18 protein-coding genes and 1 riboswitch are annotated in these 15665 nt (G+C 46.5%); of the genes, 3 read left to right on the top strand and 15 right to left on the bottom strand.

Going from position 1 to position 15665, the window contains the following annotated elements:
* Positions 1 to 18 precede the first annotated feature (18 nt).
* The 3 genes from BUA78_RS07625 to BUA78_RS07615 all read right to left on the bottom strand — a co-directional run bounded on the left by BUA78_RS07625 (position 19) and on the right by BUA78_RS07615 (position 2899).
* Entirely contained in the window at positions 19 to 1158 is a 1140-nt protein-coding gene (locus tag BUA78_RS07625) for a DUF4179 domain-containing protein (protein ID WP_072912760.1), read from the bottom strand.
* An 18-nt stretch (positions 1159 to 1176) separates the two neighbouring features.
* The gene (locus tag BUA78_RS07620; RefSeq protein ID WP_072912758.1) at positions 1177 to 1734 is read right to left on the bottom strand and encodes a sigma-70 family RNA polymerase sigma factor; all 558 of its coding nucleotides are present in this window, start codon (positions 1732 to 1734) and stop codon (positions 1177 to 1179) included.
* 547 nt (positions 1735 to 2281) lie between these two features.
* A complete protein-coding gene (locus tag BUA78_RS07615) occupies positions 2282 to 2899 on the bottom strand; it encodes an acetate uptake transporter (protein ID WP_072912755.1) in 618 nt (205 codons plus the stop codon).
* A 154-nt stretch (positions 2900 to 3053) separates the two neighbouring features.
* On the opposite strand from BUA78_RS07615, the gene ltaE reads away from it, so the two are divergent.
* Positions 3054 to 4085, top strand: a complete 1032-nt coding sequence (gene ltaE / locus BUA78_RS07610; protein ID WP_139257290.1) for a low-specificity L-threonine aldolase — start codon at positions 3054 to 3056, stop codon at positions 4083 to 4085.
* A gap of 89 nt (positions 4086 to 4174) precedes the next feature.
* On the opposite strand, the gene BUA78_RS07605 is transcribed toward ltaE, so the two are convergent.
* From BUA78_RS07605 to BUA78_RS07585, 5 genes are all read right to left on the bottom strand, one after another.
* Complete coding sequence (locus BUA78_RS07605) at positions 4175 to 4594, bottom strand: ferritin-like domain-containing protein (RefSeq protein WP_072912749.1); 420 nt, start codon at positions 4592 to 4594, stop codon at positions 4175 to 4177.
* 101 nt (positions 4595 to 4695) lie between these two features.
* On the bottom strand, positions 4696 to 4920 hold the full coding sequence (locus BUA78_RS07600) for a hypothetical protein (protein ID WP_072912872.1): 225 nt from the start codon (positions 4918 to 4920) through the stop codon (positions 4696 to 4698).
* A 53-nt stretch (positions 4921 to 4973) separates the two neighbouring features.
* Positions 4974 to 5714, bottom strand: a complete 741-nt coding sequence (locus BUA78_RS07595) for a UPF0280 family protein (protein ID WP_072912746.1) — start codon at positions 5712 to 5714, stop codon at positions 4974 to 4976.
* Entirely contained in the window at positions 5715 to 6116 is a 402-nt protein-coding gene (locus BUA78_RS07590; protein WP_072912743.1) for an NIL domain-containing protein, read from the bottom strand.
* A 105-nt stretch (positions 6117 to 6221) separates the two neighbouring features.
* A complete protein-coding gene (locus BUA78_RS07585) occupies positions 6222 to 7421 on the bottom strand; it encodes a homocysteine biosynthesis protein (protein WP_072912740.1) in 1200 nt (399 codons plus the stop codon).
* Between the two features lie 91 nt (positions 7422 to 7512).
* Positions 7513 to 7620, bottom strand: a riboswitch (SAM riboswitch).
* A 151-nt stretch (positions 7621 to 7771) separates the two neighbouring features.
* Between BUA78_RS07585 and BUA78_RS20830 the strand changes: the two genes are divergently transcribed.
* A complete protein-coding gene (locus tag BUA78_RS20830; RefSeq protein ID WP_274377380.1) occupies positions 7772 to 7900 on the top strand; it encodes a hypothetical protein in 129 nt (42 codons plus the stop codon).
* 93 nt (positions 7901 to 7993) lie between these two features.
* Here the strand turns inward: BUA78_RS20830 and BUA78_RS07580 are convergent, their stop codons facing one another.
* The 7 genes from BUA78_RS07580 to ispE all read right to left on the bottom strand — a co-directional run bounded on the left by BUA78_RS07580 (position 7994) and on the right by ispE (position 14593).
* Positions 7994 to 8941, bottom strand: coding sequence for a ribose-phosphate diphosphokinase (locus tag BUA78_RS07580; protein ID WP_072912737.1), 948 nt, complete (start codon positions 8939 to 8941; stop codon positions 7994 to 7996).
* Positions 8942 to 9053: 112 nt separating this feature from the next.
* Positions 9054 to 10415, bottom strand: coding sequence for a bifunctional UDP-N-acetylglucosamine diphosphorylase/glucosamine-1-phosphate N-acetyltransferase GlmU (glmU, locus tag BUA78_RS07575; protein ID WP_072912734.1), 1362 nt, complete (start codon positions 10413 to 10415; stop codon positions 9054 to 9056).
* Positions 10416 to 10600: 185 nt separating this feature from the next.
* Positions 10601 to 10855: a septation regulator SpoVG gene (gene spoVG / locus BUA78_RS07570; RefSeq protein WP_072912731.1), complete on the bottom strand. Its 255-nt coding sequence runs from the start codon at positions 10853 to 10855 to the stop codon at positions 10601 to 10603.
* Positions 10856 to 10960: 105 nt separating this feature from the next.
* A complete protein-coding gene (ilvA, locus tag BUA78_RS07565; protein WP_072912728.1) occupies positions 10961 to 12178 on the bottom strand; it encodes a threonine ammonia-lyase in 1218 nt (405 codons plus the stop codon).
* 46 nt (positions 12179 to 12224) lie between these two features.
* On the bottom strand, positions 12225 to 13010 hold the full coding sequence (locus BUA78_RS07560) for an NTP transferase domain-containing protein (protein WP_072912725.1): 786 nt from the start codon (positions 13008 to 13010) through the stop codon (positions 12225 to 12227).
* Positions 13003 to 13695: a GntR family transcriptional regulator gene (locus tag BUA78_RS07555; RefSeq protein WP_072912722.1), complete on the bottom strand. Its 693-nt coding sequence runs from the start codon at positions 13693 to 13695 to the stop codon at positions 13003 to 13005. Before BUA78_RS07555 ends, BUA78_RS07560 begins: the two co-directional genes overlap by 8 nt.
* Positions 13696 to 13744: 49 nt before the next feature.
* A complete protein-coding gene (ispE, locus tag BUA78_RS07550; RefSeq protein WP_072912719.1) occupies positions 13745 to 14593 on the bottom strand; it encodes a 4-(cytidine 5'-diphospho)-2-C-methyl-D-erythritol kinase in 849 nt (282 codons plus the stop codon).
* A 311-nt stretch (positions 14594 to 14904) separates the two neighbouring features.
* Between ispE and BUA78_RS07545 the strand changes: the two genes are divergently transcribed.
* The gene (locus BUA78_RS07545) at positions 14905 to 15480 is read left to right on the top strand and encodes a L,D-transpeptidase family protein (RefSeq protein WP_072912716.1); all 576 of its coding nucleotides are present in this window, start codon (positions 14905 to 14907) and stop codon (positions 15478 to 15480) included.
* The last annotated feature ends 185 nt before the right edge of the window (positions 15481 to 15665 follow it).

Below are 15665 nucleotides of genomic sequence, written 5' to 3'. Positions count from 1 at the left end.
TCAGGTAGCCTGCTAGTTTTATTTCACGGCGCTGAGGTCTACGATAATCTGTTTCATCGTCCACTCCCCGGCGGTGACCCCCTCCGGCAACCCTTCGCTCTTCAGCTGGGTTTCCTTGCCGGTTTCATCAATTGTCACACCACCACCCTGGGTAGGAGCCAGTTTCAAGGTCGGTGTGATCAACAGGGTTTTCGCTTTAGGATCAAGGGGTTTAAAGGTGATGCTATATTCCATTTCCGTTGTTTCATCTCCAACTTGACCCTGCCCGCCATTCCCTTCATACTCATAGACATTGCCTAAATCGTCCTTGATCTGCCAATTCAACTGCACCGCTCTGGACAGATTGTTAGGGCTGATCTCCGAGTAGTACAGAATGGTATTAATTGGGGTTAGGGAGAGACGACTTACGCTAACAGCCACATTCTGAACCCTAGCTTGATTTTTCTCAATAGTTACCACTTTATAGGCCAACGTTTTTAAAGCTACGCTGTAATTCAGATTACAGGCTTTGGTCTTAATTTCTTGCCCTGCTCTTTCATCCTTTGTTATACCAGCAACATGCCAGCGGAAAGAGAGCGCCTCCCGGGTTTCTTCTTCGCTGACAAAGCTATAATTGCTTTGCCCCACATAGACACCCGGGTTGATCCTTTTTAACTGCATACTGCCGGACATTCCACTGACTCCCCTAACATGGAGGTCACTATCCAACCGCGGACTTTCGCCCAAATCCTCCTCGGTTTTTATGGTATAGGTCAGGGCTAAGGTTCTACCGTCATAGACCCCTTGGTTCAATGTCAATTCAATGCCATTATCTGCTTTTACCATATCAATATCCAAGGCACTTTCTTGATATAAATCATAAACTCCCGTCCGTCCGCCATCTAAAAACCGGAAGATATCACCTACCACAGGAACTTCCTTGGCATAAGCAGGAAAAGCCACACCAAAACCGGAGATACTCCCAACCAGCAGCAGGATAGCAACTGCAGCCACCATGGCCTTGCTTTTTCTCCCTTTCTTCAATTCAGCCGACTGACTGGTTTTAGCAATCTTTTCTCTTACCATTTTTTTGACTCTCTCCTTTTCCAGCTCATCCACCTCTGCCAACTCACTTGGGTCAATATTTATTTCATTAAAATATTCATAAATATCTTTCACTAGCTAATTCCCCCTTCTCTAAAAGCTCGGGACACCTTTTAGCAGTTCTTTTTTGCTCCTGTAAATACGATTATCTACCGCGGATTTTGTCAGTCCCAATTTCCTGGATATCTCTTCTGCAGACATACCCCAAAGAAATTTCATAATAAATATGCTGCGATCTGTATCAGAAAAGGAGTTCAGCAGTTCTTTCATCTCCTTTGTGTTCTCTTTAAAAAGCATCTGCTCCTCAGCCGATGCTTGCGGCGGCAACATGTCCATGCTTTCCTGATCGGAAGCAGGAATTTCAACACATTTTCTTTCCCGACGATAAAAATCAATGGCCTTGTATTTAGCGATGGCGCAGAGCCATTTACGAAAATCTTCTTCGCCTTCCCCTTTGAATTTTTCCGCATTATACCAAACAGCCAGGAAAACATCACTGATGCATTCCTCTACCAGTTCCCGTCTTCCCAGGGGAAGCAAGACCTGCCTGACAATACCCTTCACCAAAGGAAAAAATTCATCCATGATAAACTCCAGGGCAGCTTCTTCTCTATTTTTCAAGCGCCTTATATAATTTTCACTGTTCCTCATGGTTCCCCCCCTTTCGTTGTAAAAGCTCCTACACTCTATACAACGAAGTTAAAAGCAATTTTTCTCAAAGTAAATTTTAAAAAATCAAAAATAAAAGACATAGCAAAACAGGCCGGCAGTAAAAATGTCGGCCTGTTTTAATGAAAACAGTTACGGAATAGATCGCACTAACTCTGGCGTAATAAATGCGTCGGAATTTATTGAGAGCAGCAATTTAAGCACTGGCAGGTGGTATGCTCCAATAGACTCCATGACAATGCGCACCTCTCCCTTAAGGGAACCAGCCATTTTGCCAGATTAGAAAGTGCTGTTTCGTATGAGCAAGTTCATAAGGGGGGATGGTCGACTGTCTTTTTTGCGGATGCGAAATCCACGTCGAACCATTTGTTCCTCTTATTATAAAAAATAAGTGCAGATATACAACCGTTAATTGCGGTTGATCCTTGCACTTTTATCGTACCCGGGGAGTGTCGCAAAAAAATAGTTTTGTGACACTCCTTTCCTTATAAAGACAACAGCAATCAAGCAGACTTATTGTCACCTAGGTTTATTTTTTCAGGATCCCAAAGGGTTTGCCTACGGGTAAGAAAACTCTGCCTAAATGGCCGTTCAACACAGCCGCCCCACATCCATAAAAAGACGTTAAAGCAATGAAAAATTCAGCCCAGGCTGCCAGTTGGTGGGAGACGTGTTCAAAGATCCCAAAGGTGCTTAAGGTAAGCCCTAAGAACAACAAATCAATTAGCAAGAAAATAATAAATAATACCTTATGAGTTTCCAAGGCACCAATGGTCATAAAAACAGTAAAAATAAGATACCCTAAAAAGGCAAAACCAAGTTGTTGACCATCTGCAGTTTTGGCAGCCACCTCACCAAACATACCAAGTTTGATCATCCAGGACATAGCCACTGCAAACCAAAAAAACGCATATCCCCCAAAGGCGGTGGCTCCAAACACATTATCTTTTTTAAAATCAAGAATAGAAGCAAAAAGCTGTGCAAAGGCTCCTAAAAAAATAGCCCAGGGTAACACAAAAGCCACCCCCTCAGTCCATCCCAACTTCTGAGAAGACGCCACCAGGGTAACCATGGCTAGACCAAGTAATCCAAGGGCAGAGGGGTCCGCAGTAACATTCTTTACGGTACTCACGTTTGTTGCTGCCATTTACCGTTCCTCCAATTAAAATAATATAAATGCCTCCCCTATTATAGCTTACTGATCCGGACTGAGGATTCTGACTTTGGTTTTTACATAATTTACTGCCAAATATTCTGTAGTATAATTGAAGAAAATAAATATGAGAAATCATTAGGAGCTGATCATCATCAGAATTGTAGACCTGCGTAGCGACACCATTACACTGCCTACGGATGAAATGAGACAAGCCATGGCTTCAGCAGAGGTTGGTGACGACGTTTACGGGGAAGACCCTACGGTCAAACGCCTGGAAGAAACCGCTGCCTCTTTGTTGGGAAAGCAGGCCGCTCTATTTACTCCCTCAGGTACCATGGCTAACCAAATTGCTGTCCTCACCCATACAGCTCGGGGAGACGAAATCATTTTAGATTCGGAAGCTCACATTTACTTCTATGAGGTAGGGGGGCCTGCACTGTTGGCAGGAGTCCAGACCCGCCAGGTAACGGGCCTACTTAGCGAAAATGGACCCGCAGCACTAAAACAGTCTTTGCGATTGCAGGATATCCATTTCCCGCATACTTCCTTACTTTGCTTGGAAAACACCTTTAACCGTGGTGGTGGTACTATTCTCTCTCCAGAGATCATGAGAGAAATGTATAGTATTGCCCGGGACAGGGGACTTAAGGTCCATGTAGACGGTGCCCGTATTTTTAATGCCGCAGTGGGCTTGGGGGTAGATGTCAAAGTATTTGCAGAACACTGTGACTCTTTGATGTTCTGCCTCTCCAAAGGTCTGGCTGCACCAGTTGGTTCCCTGCTGGTAGGAACCCAGGAGTTTATTGAACGGGCAAGGAAGTATCGCAAAGCTTTAGGTGGCGGTATGCGGCAGGCAGGAATTTTAGCCGCTGCTGGTTTAGTGGCCTTAGATTCTATAGATCGATTGGCTGAGGATCATGCCAATGCCCGTAGATTGGCGGAAGGCCTATCTCAGTTGCCAGGATTACGGGTGGCCTTAGAAAAAGTACAAACCAACATTGTCGTTATTGAGGTTATTGGCAGGCAATCGGCTGCCGATGTCGTCCGGTTGCTCTCTGAACGGGGTGTCAGATGCGGTGCCTCTGGGCCCACTACCATTCGTATGGTCACCCATAAGGATGTGTGTGCTGAGGATATTGAGTACGCTTTACAAGTGGCCAAGGAAGTTGTGGCGTAAGAAAACAGCATAAGCCCAGACAAAAACTCCTGCCAGTATCAACTGGCAGGAGTTTTTCACTAAGATTATCCTTTTAGCAGGAAAAACCACTAAAACTGTTCTAACATATTGGCCACCGCTTCAGCGTGGTGATCTTCCTCCCGGGCCATCCGTTCAAAGACAAAATATTTGTCGGGAGTAGCTTTAAAGATATCGGCCATCTGGCGATACATTTTGGCAGCTGCACCCTCTCTGGCCACAGCCACTACTAAAACCTCTTTGGGAGTCATAGCAGGATTTAATTCTCCCGCTTCCTCAAAACCGTCAAAGTAAACCTGTTCATTAATAGGCTCCCCGGACTTGAGCCACAGGAGATACTCCAGGTGATCCTTTTCATCCTGGGCCAGTTTTTTCAATACCTTTGTGGTTTCATCGTTTTTTGCTTTGCCAGCCATCTCATTGTAGAACTGGAAACTGCTTTCTTCGGATTTGATTGCGACATCTAGGATATCGTTAATGGTTAAATGCATGACATTTCCTCCTTACCCGGCAAGTATTTCTTCTATTGTAGCCTTGTTTTCCTAAAAATGCCATAACAAAATTCTTTCAATTATCTTGCTTATGTATGATGCTATTCTAAATTCATTTTATGTGCGGAAAAAGGCATCAGGTAACCGCAGGACTCACAGAGAGCAACTACCACTGGCAAACCCCGGTCCGGATTTACACCGTAGGTTCCATCTTCCTTCCGCACCAATTCGTTAAAAGCGAATATCTGAGGTTCGCTTTGCTGGCTTTCAGGAGATGTAATGACGCCCATTTCGACATCACAAAGGGGACAAATTGGTTTCTTCATGATTAGCACCGCCTCGGTTTTATTTCCATTATACACCAGCCATTAGCCCTTGGCTATTGTGGTACTATTTTAACCTGCCCCCAAGCAGCCAGTCTTTCACCTTTGATAACAATGGCCCCAGTGACGCCGGGAATCGAGGCTGCATAATCTACGGCCCTTTGCACATCTTCCTCGTTTTGCACTAAATTTCCGGCCGCTGTGGCCACTGCATCGGCCAGTGAAGTAGAGGGCGCCAATATAATCACGGCATCAGATTTACCAAAACTTAAGGAGTGACCCACGGTTCCCGAAGAAGTGCAAATACCCAAAGGGGTTTGATTGGGCTGAATTTCTAAAGCAATTTTATGACTAAAGGGCGAATTACCGGCAAAAATACCGACCTTACGGGGCCGGGCGGATTTCATAAAGATATCGCCGCCATTCTCTATAATCACGTCCCGGGAGCGCTTAACCACGGCTTTGCCCACCACCTGGGCAAAGGTGCCGGCCACCGCTGCCATAGGGCCAACCCCGGCCAAGCGGGCTGCCCCAGCCATTTCCACAGCAATCGCCGGGGCATCTGCTAAAAGCTCATGGGGCACCAGGGTGGTCTTAAAGTCAGGATCTCTCGTAATATAGGCTTCCAAGTGCGCCCGCTGTTCTTTAATAAAGTTTTCCACCCAGCTTACCAGTTCCGGAGAAAAACGTTCTCGCCGTACTCCGATATCGAGATCGGTTTCCTTAATCATCACCTGAAAATGAATCAAGTCTCCCTGGTGGTGCAAGGTACGGTAGCTGCGCTCAAGATAGTCCAATTAGATTCTGACCTCCATGGCCCGTACAGGGCAAATCTTTACGCACTGCAGGCATAACACACAACGGTCACCATTAAATTGTACTTCCATCGAGGGTCGTTCCATATACAGTGCATCCGCCGGACAGTGTCCCGTGCAAGCACCGCAATTGGTGCACCGATCGTAGTTACGAACTACTTCCTGGGTCAGGGGGTGTACAGTAATCCCCTGGCCACGCAAGTACTCAATACCTTCCTCATATTTTTCCCCAATCAGGTCTAAAACCATCGTTCCTTCCAGATGAGGGTTAATCTTGGCCTTAACAATATTAACCACTAAGTCGTAATCCTTAACCAAATGATAGATAATCGGTTGGTCCGAAGTAGTGGCGGTAAACCGCAGGACTATTTTATGGGGTGCCATTTGACCCGCTCCTTTCCTTATTAGAAAAACTTGGCTTAGTTTTTCTGCCTGCAACATTATCGTTTTCTGAAAATGCTCTGAAATTGCTTGTCAGACAACAATGTGTTAGCGAATCTCCAGGGTTTTACCACTAAGGCCGGCACTGGGGCCGGGAAGCAACTGTGACGGTTCACCTAAGAGAAAATCGCCCTTTTGAATCCATTCTTTAAGCATAGCAGCAATCTCTCTGGCCTTTGGGTAGCTGGAAAGAGGGGCTGTCGGCACTTCTTTACCCTCCACGGTAATTTTACCGGACTTTAGTTGTGCATAACTGACTAAGCCAAGGTTTCCACCAATTCGATTGGGATAATTCTCACTGTAATCCACCACCGGTGCATGCAGTTCTTCATCGGATAAAGCAGCAAAGCGCAGGATTTCCTCATTCAATATGGGAATGGGAATACCCAAACCTACATTCAAAGTAGCACCATATCCCTGGAAGCTAGCCCCCCTTAGCCATTGGGGTTTCATTTGTTTGAGATCTCCCAGTACCGAAAGGGTTCCCCCTGCAGATCCTACCACATTACCCTGTTCATCCTTTAGCCAACCAGGAAAATGCTGCGTACCATTCCAAACCACATAGCCAACGCCGCCACCCAAGAAAATACGGGTGCCAATGCCAATGGTAGCAAAGTTTGGGTCCTTCATGAGCGGGCTTAGCTGACCGGAGGTAGAATAATTAGCATTACCCAAATGGGGTTTGAGGGTCCCCATATAGGTATGGATGGTTTTGTCACTTAGATTGACCGCACAATTGTAGTTTTGGTAAGCATTCCGAGGGTTAAATAAAATTGCTTCGTTCAGGTCTTGCAAGGAAAGGGTCGTTGCGATTTCCTTACGCGGGTAACAATCGGTACCATAGGATATTGCCTCTAATTTGATGGCTTTACCGGCCACTAAGTCTTCTATCACATGGCCACCGCCATAGCGAAATTCCCCAGGAAAGTTGCTATTGGTCGGGTCATCTTCAGAAATTTCGGTAGCTCCAATATAAGCATCTACCGCAGCAATACCGGTATAGGCCGGTACATTATTGAGCCAAACTTTGGTCATTCTCATACGTGGTGAAGAATGGCCAAAGTTCAAAAAAGCACCCGATGAACACATAGGCCCAAAGGTTCCTGTGGTGACAACATCGACTTCGGCAGCGGTCTTTGTCAGTCCCTGCTCCCGAACCTTACCAATCACTTCTTCAGCTGTGAGAACCACAGCCTTGCCTGCTTTAATACGGGCATTAATTTCTGCATAAGTACGTTCTACACCCATTATAGTTCCTCCCTTCGTGCTCCCTGGCCCAAAACAAAAAACCTCTTCTCGGCAGAAGAGGTTAGGGGACATTATAAATGTCGCGTAACACCTCTTATCTGTCAGAAGCTTATCTTCTGCAGGAATTAGCACCAGTCCGGCATTACCGGATGGTTGCTGGGTTTCATCGGGCCAGTCCCTCCACCTCTCAGGATAAGAGCACTTTTTAAATTGTATTGTAGTTGCTTGAAATTAATGTAAGTTTAGCAAGCAATTGGCCGACTGTCAACTTGAATTTTTCGCCATCTGAATAAAAACGAATAGCCTATCTACATTTGTTAAACCCTATTGATCAAGAAGGAGGTGATGACATGAGCTTTCAAGAAGAGGCCCGACCGGATATGCTGGAAACCGGTGTAAACAGTTCGTCTTATTCCCCGGAGGAACCAGAGGGTGAAATGAACGTAGACTTTTATCACAATTGGTGTTCCTACTGGTAAATAACCCGGGTTATTGCACCATACGTTGATGATACGTCGTAGGGGCGTGACGCAAAAAAGTAGTTTTGCGCCACGCCCCTTGTAGGTTTATTACTAGGAGAATAATTTACTCACAGACAAATCTTCATGAATACGAATAATAGCCTCACCCATTAAAGGTGCTACAGATAACACTTTAATTTTATCGATCATTTTCTCTGGTGGTAGGGGAATGGTGTTGGTAACCACCACTTCTTTAATCACGGATTCTTCCAAACGTTGAATAGCAGGCCCCGAGAGTACGGCATGGGTGCAGCAGACGTAAATCTCCTTGGCGCCCCGTTCTGCCAGAGCGGCAGCCCCTTTGGTAATGGTCCCCGCAGTATCAATAATGTCATCAATCATAATGACCGTTTTACCCTTAATACCCCCAATAACGTTGGTCACCTCGGCCACGTTAGGCTCGGGACGGCGTTTATCAATAATGGCTAACGGTGCACCGATGCGTTCGGCCAAATCCCGGGCCCGGGTTACCCCACCAATGTCCGGTGATACCACCACTACGTCGTCCTTTAAGGTTTGGTGGAAATACTCTGCTAAAATGGGGCCACCAGGTAGGTGGTCAACAGGTATATCAAAAAAGCCCTGGATCTGTCCCGCGTGTAAGTCCATAGTAATCATACGGCGGCAACCGCTGGCTACTAAAATATTGGCTACCAGTTTGGCTGTAATGGGATCTCTAGCCCTGGTTTTACGATCCTGCCGGGCATATCCATAATAAGGAATAACAGCAGTGATACGACGGGCAGAGGCCCGACGCAGTGCATCAGCCATGATTAAGAGTTCCATTAAATGCTCATTTACCGGTGTGGAGGTGGGTTGAATGATAAAGGCATCTGCACCCCGTACACTTTCATCCACCTTGGCCCGAATTTCCCCGTCACTAAAACGCATAATTTGGGAAGAACCTATATTCACACCAAGGTATTGGCAGATTTCTTGAGCCAATTCCGGGTTGGCATTCCCTGCAAAGATTTTCAAACGTTTACTACCGGAAGACATGAAACAACCTCCAAACTATTTTTAGGTATTCCTTTTAGGTCGGCCCTTGGCTATTGGCCTTTGGCTTTTAGATTTCGTCTTTAAGCAAAAGGCTAATGGCCAATGGCTTTCTTTACCCCTTCTTCTTGGCCCAATTCGCTAAATTAGTCTGTCTTTCTCTCGCTACTCCCAGGGCACCGGCGGGTACATCTTTGGTAATGGTGGAACCAGCCGCAATAACTGCACCCTCTCCCACTTTGACCGGAGCTACTAAATTGGTATTGCTGCCAATAAAAGCTCCGTTCTCCAAGGTGGTTTGGTATTTATTTTTTCCGTCATAGTTGCAGGTAATGGTTCCCGCTCCAACATTGACTCCTTCCCCAATGGTGGCATCTCCCACATAACTCAGGTGAGGAATTTTACTGCCGTTACCGATGACGGATTTTTTAATTTCAACAAAATCTCCTACCTTGGCATGATCTCCCACCATCGTACCGGGACGGATATAGGCATAGGGTCCAACCGTTGTGTGGTTGCCAATACGACTTTCCAATACCACTGAGTATTGGATTTCTGTACTATCCCCAATGGTACTGTTTTTTATTTTGCAACCTGGACCGATGACGCATTGACTACCAATCTCTGTTTCTCCCTCTAGGAAGGTAAAGGGTAAAATAATACTGTCTTGGCCTACCCGAACCCCCTCATCCACATAGGTATTGGCCGGGTCCATGATGGTAACACCTTGCGCCATTAACACCTCGGCTACTCGTCCTCGCAGCACCTCCGCGGCCTCTGCCAATTGGCTACGATCATTAATACCCTGCACTTCCCGAGCATCCTTGAGAGTGACTGCCTGAACGATCAGGCCCCTCTGATTAAGAATTTGGATAATATCCGTCAGGTAATACTCTCCCTGAGCATTGGCAGGGGATATTTCTTTTAATGCCGTAAACAATCCTGAGACTTTAAAGCAATAGACTCCGGTGTTAATTTCTTTTACTGCTAGTTCCTCGGGGGTAGCATCCTTTTGCTCCACAATACGGTCAACACTGCCACCTTGATTGCGGATCACCCTGCCATAACCGGTTGGGTTTTCCATCTCTGCTGTCAGTAAGGTCGCTGCCGCGCCGGATTTTCTGTGGAAAAGGGCTAAATCCGCCAACGTCTGACCCCTCAAAAGAGGCGTATCCCCGCAAACCACCAGCAAATCGCCGGAAAAATTATTTAATTTGTTTTCGGCCTGCAATAAAGCATGAGCAGTTCCCAACTGCTCCTCCTGCAAGACTACAGTAGCTCTGTTTCCCACAAAATCGGTGACTTGTTGGGCTTCAAAGCCCGCTACCACCACAGTTTCGGTTGCACCTGCCTTGATTACGGCACTTATGACATGGCCCAACATAGGCTGACCACAAACCTGGTGTAAAACCTTAGGCAAAGCGGACTTCATACGGGTCCCTTTGCCCGCTGCCAAAATCACCGCAGCAAGTTCCATCCGGTGCCCCCCTTTCATTTTCTAAGTATATGATATCCCTAATAAAGTAAAGTCTTTCTCCCTAAAGGTACTTTTTCCACAAGAAAGCATAATTTCCTTTAAATCATGACAAAACCCAGTAATACATAGAATATTTAGAAAAAACAAAAGGGAGCATTCCGCTCCCTGTTTTCTGTATTGGGATTTTAGATGGCTTCCGCATAGGCTTGGAGTACGGCATTCTGGATAACTTCTCTGGCCAAGGAATTGATGGGGTGAGCAATATCTCGGAATTCACCGTCCGGAGTTTTTCTGCTGGGCATGGCGACGAATAGTCCGTTTTGTCCCTCTACAACTTTGACATCGTGAATAACGAACGCATCATCCAAAGTGACTGATACGATGGCCTTCATTTTACCTTCCATCAGCACCTTCCGTACCCGTACGTCTGTTACATGCAATATTTTTCACCACCTTCCGCTACATAACGTCTGTTGGCCTAGTTAATTCTGCAGCGGAAAGGAAAATCCTGCTTATTTCAAAACATTCTTTTAATTTTTATAGATTTATTTCAAAATATCAATTACATATCCCATTCCCTGTAATGTTTCGACAATTTCTGCTATGTGTTGACTGTTGCGGGTTTCCAAAGCTATTTCTACTTCTGCTTGTTTTAGGGGGATATTGGGCTTAATGCGGTCGTGTACAATGGATATAATGTTGGCTCCTGAGTTAGCCAAGGCGGAAAGAAGCCTTTGTAGGGAACCCGGTTTATCAGAAACAATGGTTCGCAATCTTACATATCGGCCGGCCTTTACCAGCCCTCTTTCGATAATGATAGAAATCACATTCACATCAATATTGCCGCCACTAATAACAACCGCTACCTTCTTCCCCTGGAGATCACACTTCTTATGCAACAAAGCAGCTATCCCAACAGCTCCAGCACCTTCTGCCACCAGTTTGCTATTCTCCAAAAGCATTAGGATGGCCCCGGCAATTTCTTCATCATCCACCGTGACAATTTGATCTACATAGGTCTGTACCATTTCAAAGGTGATATCTCCCGGACGGCGAACCGCAATGCCATCGGCAATGGTTTGCGCCGAAGCCAGCTCGTGAACTTTTCCTAAACGGCAGGCTTCTTTCATACAGGGTGCATCCAAAGCCTCTACCCCAATGATTTGCACCTCTGGTCGCTGTTCTTTGATGGCACAGGCTACTCCAGAAATTAACCCCCCACCCCCAATGGGCACAATCACTGCGTCCAAATCCGGTAAATCTTCCAGCAGTTCCAGCCCTATGGTTCCTTGCCCGGCAATCACAAACGGGTCATCAAAGGCATGAACATAAACGGCACCGGTCTGCTGTTGGATCTCCTGAGCCCGGCAAAAGGCATCATCATACCCTTGGCCAGCCAGAACTACTTTGGCCCCGTAGATTTTGGTTCTTTCGATTTTAGTAATGGGCGCACCTTCGGGCATGACAATGGTGGCAGCAATACCTGCCTCACTGGCAGCTAAGGCCACTCCCTGGGCATGATTCCCAGCAGAAGCTGCCACTACACTTTTCTGAGTCTCTTGATCCAGGGAGGCAATTTTATTATAGGCTCCCCGTAACTTGAAAGATCCTGTTTTTTGCAAATTCTCCATCTTAAAAAATATCTGTGCGCCAGTCATTTGGCTGAATATCTCCGAAGGCTCCAGTGGCGTGCGCCGGATAACCCCCACAAGCCGCTTCCTGGCCTCAAAAATATCTTCCAGTGTAATAATCCCTTTTGCCATGAAGATGCCCCTTTGCGTTTACATCGTAAAATTAACCAACATTTACTTACGTCTCACTTTTCAAACTACAGGAAGTCCTTCGTGTTTCACTATAAAACCCTAAGGAGCGAGCAGCCACTGCTAAATCAATCGGCTTATCCACATCCATGCCCACTTCAGGGTAAGGGCAACGCACTACCTGTCCCTGAATCCCCAATAGTCGCGATGCCCGATCTTCAGCTTCCGATAGTGTAAGAGCCTTCAGCAGAAGTTTCACCAGCGGAATTAAACCTACCCGACGGGCCAGAGCAAGGGGGTTTTTACGTAGGGTAACTAATTCCTGACCCATTGATAGGCACTGCTCCACCACCGCAGGGTTCACTAAAAACAAATTGCCTCCGGTATAGGTTCCTTCCTTAAACTGTACGTAGGTACGTCGGGCTCCGGGGAATGCTTTCTCCACCGCAGCCCGGGATATCAGCGGGAAATATAAATCGGCACCATTATTTCCACACAGCTCTAAAAAACCATTCACTGCCCCAGGAGTTAGCAGCGGAATATCCGCCGTTGCTACCAAAAAACGGTCTTCCATCTGCAAGCTACCTCGCTGCAGATTTTCCATCAAAGTATGGCCCGAAGCCACCCAGCTAATCTCCGATGTCAGGTATTTTTTTAGTTCCGGCGGCCCCACAACCGTTATTTGCTTCACCCGTCCGCTATTTTGCAGGGCATCGATGACATAGAGAAACATGGGAGATGGGCCAATTCTAATAAGGGCCTCGTAAGGTTCTGCACTTACTTCTTGTAATGCTCCCGTATTGGGACTGCCGGCCAAAACCAGCGCATCAATCATGCTTAATTGATGCCCCCTTAAGGGAATTCAGCATACTATTTTCTGCATTGTAGATATGTTCACGGGCTAGATGTTGGGCCAATTCCACATTTCGTTCGGCAATGGCATCCACAATCTGTCTGTGTTCTTCTACGGCATCCTTGCTTCTGCCCGGCTGGGAAAGAGACACGGTTCTTACCCGTTGAATAATCTCTCGTAAAAGGGTAATCATTGATTGCAACCGCTCGTTTCGACTACATTTATACAGTAACTCGTGGAACCCAGTATCCGACTCAACAATCCCATCAATATCCTGTTTATTCGTTTGCTCAGAATAAGCCAGCAGAGATCTGTCCAGTTTTTCTATCTCTTCATCCGTGGCACGTTCCGCAGCCAACCCCGCGGCCAGGGCCTCCAAGGCTGCCCGTACTTCAAAAACATCGGTGACATCCTTTTGGGATATTCCTGCCACATAGGCTCCTTTGCGGGGAATCATGACCACAAAGCCTTCTAACTCCAGTTTCCGAATAGCTTCCCTCACGGGTGTACGGCTAACGCCCATTTCTTCGGCCAACTGAATTTCCATTAAGCGTTCCCCGGGCTCCAGCTTACCCGAAAGAATCGCCTCTCTTAATGTTTCAAAAACAATCTCTCGTAACGGCTTATACGCATCCAGTTGGATAGGAACTAATCTTGGTTCTGTCATCTCTCCGCCCCCTAATTGCTTTCTATGCTTATTTCTCTATCTTAATTTTTTACACCATAGCCGTGGCTACCACCTTACAGTTAGGAAGTGCTAGCTGCCGGGCCAGCTTTATCGCTGCTGCGGCATCCTCTGTTAAGCCAAAGATCGTCGGCCCACTACCCGACATGAGCACACCCTGGCAGCCTACCTCTGTAAGTGTTTCTTTAATCTCCTGTAATTCCGGGTACAAACCCAGGGTCACGCTTTCTAACACATTGCCTAATTCATCTGCCACGGCAGATAATTGACCGAACCTTAGGGCATCCACCATAGAATTAGTCCTGGGATGCTGCCTCAGACTGGCTACATTTAGTCCCCGATAAACCGCTGCAGTACTCACCCCAAAGGCTGGCTTTACCAGTACTACGCCAAAGTTAGGTGCCGCAGGGAGTGGTGTAAGCTCCTCGCCAATTCCTCGGGCGATCGCCGTGCCTCCCAGCAGACAAAAGGGAACATCTGCGCCTAACCTAACCCCCAACTCCATAAGTTGCTTCCGACTTAGACCCAATTGCCACAGTTCATTCAATCCCCTAAGGGTGGCCGCTGCATCGGTGGACCCACCGGCTAAACCGGCAGCCACTGGAATTTCTTTCTGCAAATGTATCTTTGCCCCACGCTGTGTACCAGTTTGCTGCTGCAACAGGCGAGCCGCCTTGATAATAAGGTTATCCTCATCAATGCTAACCGGCTGCCCCGCTGCTGTAAGCATAATCTCTTCTTCTTGGTCTTCTATTCGTAATGTATCATGCAGCGCTATACTCTGCATAATCATTTCTACGTCATGATAGCCATCCGGACGCCGGGATAAGACATCCAGGGTCAAGTTTATTTTACCATGGGCTTTGATGGTTAGCCCCATGTAAACTCCTCCTTTAACCCTAATTTCTCAAACGCCCTTAAGGGCGTTTGAGAAAAACGCTCGCGGCGCGATGCACACAAAATGCGCAATGTAGGCGCTAAAGCGCCCGCATTTTGGTGCACAATTCGCGCAAGCGCTCATTGAACGGTATTTCCCTATGTCCGTTGGAAAAACCTTCTTTTTGCTAATGGTTAAACTAAATAGTAGTATTATTTGCTTTCTAAGGATAAAAAATACTGCTTTTAAAAGGTTTCCCTTTGCGTAAGCCAACTCATAGTATGTAGAAACAGACTACTAAGAGGAGGGAAAACATGGTCAATCTAACTATGTACCGAGCAGGCCTGGAACTGCATATCGACCCCGGAAGTCGTCAGTTACGAGTGTACCTCGGAGGGGAATTAAGCAAAACCTATCCTGTGGCAGTGGGTAAAGCAGCTACTCCCACCCCGGCAGGAGATTACCAGGTTATTAATAAACTTATGAATCCGGGTGGTGTCTTGGGATCTCGCTGGATGGGCCTAAATATTCCCGGCGGTAACTATGGTATTCATGGCACAAACAACCCCGCTTCCATCGGCAACCGGGTTTCTCTGGGCTGTATTCGGATGCAAAACTATAACGTTGAAGAGTTATTTCCCCAAGTACCGTTGGGCACTCCGGTACGGGTCTTATCCATTCCGGGCTATAACACCACCGGTACTTCCTCCTATACCAATCCAGGCAGTGGTCCTCCCCTGGATCATCGCGTGCATATCGTAGTTCCCGGAGACACTCTTTGGAAAATCGCCAGTAGGTATAATGTTTCCCTGGATACTCTACTGGCCGTTAACAATTTAACAAATCCTGATGTTTTAGAGGTAGGGCAAAGCATTTATATACCCAGCTAGTTTATTCAGCGAGTGTTGACTACATCAAGTGGCCCTTGACCATTAGCACGAGAAGCTCAGAGCTAATGGCCAAGGGCTTTTTGTCTCTCCTGATTAACCATTTGTTCATTGTATTAATACAATATTTTTTGAATTTTGCAGGAATTATGAATTGAACGGTCGAATATATATCTCCCATATAAATA

The organism is Desulforamulus aeronauticus DSM 10349, from assembly GCF_900142375.1.
GTDB classification, from domain to species: Bacteria; Bacillota; Desulfotomaculia; order Desulfotomaculales; family Desulfotomaculaceae; genus Desulfotomaculum; species Desulfotomaculum aeronauticum.
The sequence above is the reverse complement of the archived record's forward strand: the minus strand, read 5'-3'. Positions and strand labels throughout refer to the sequence as shown.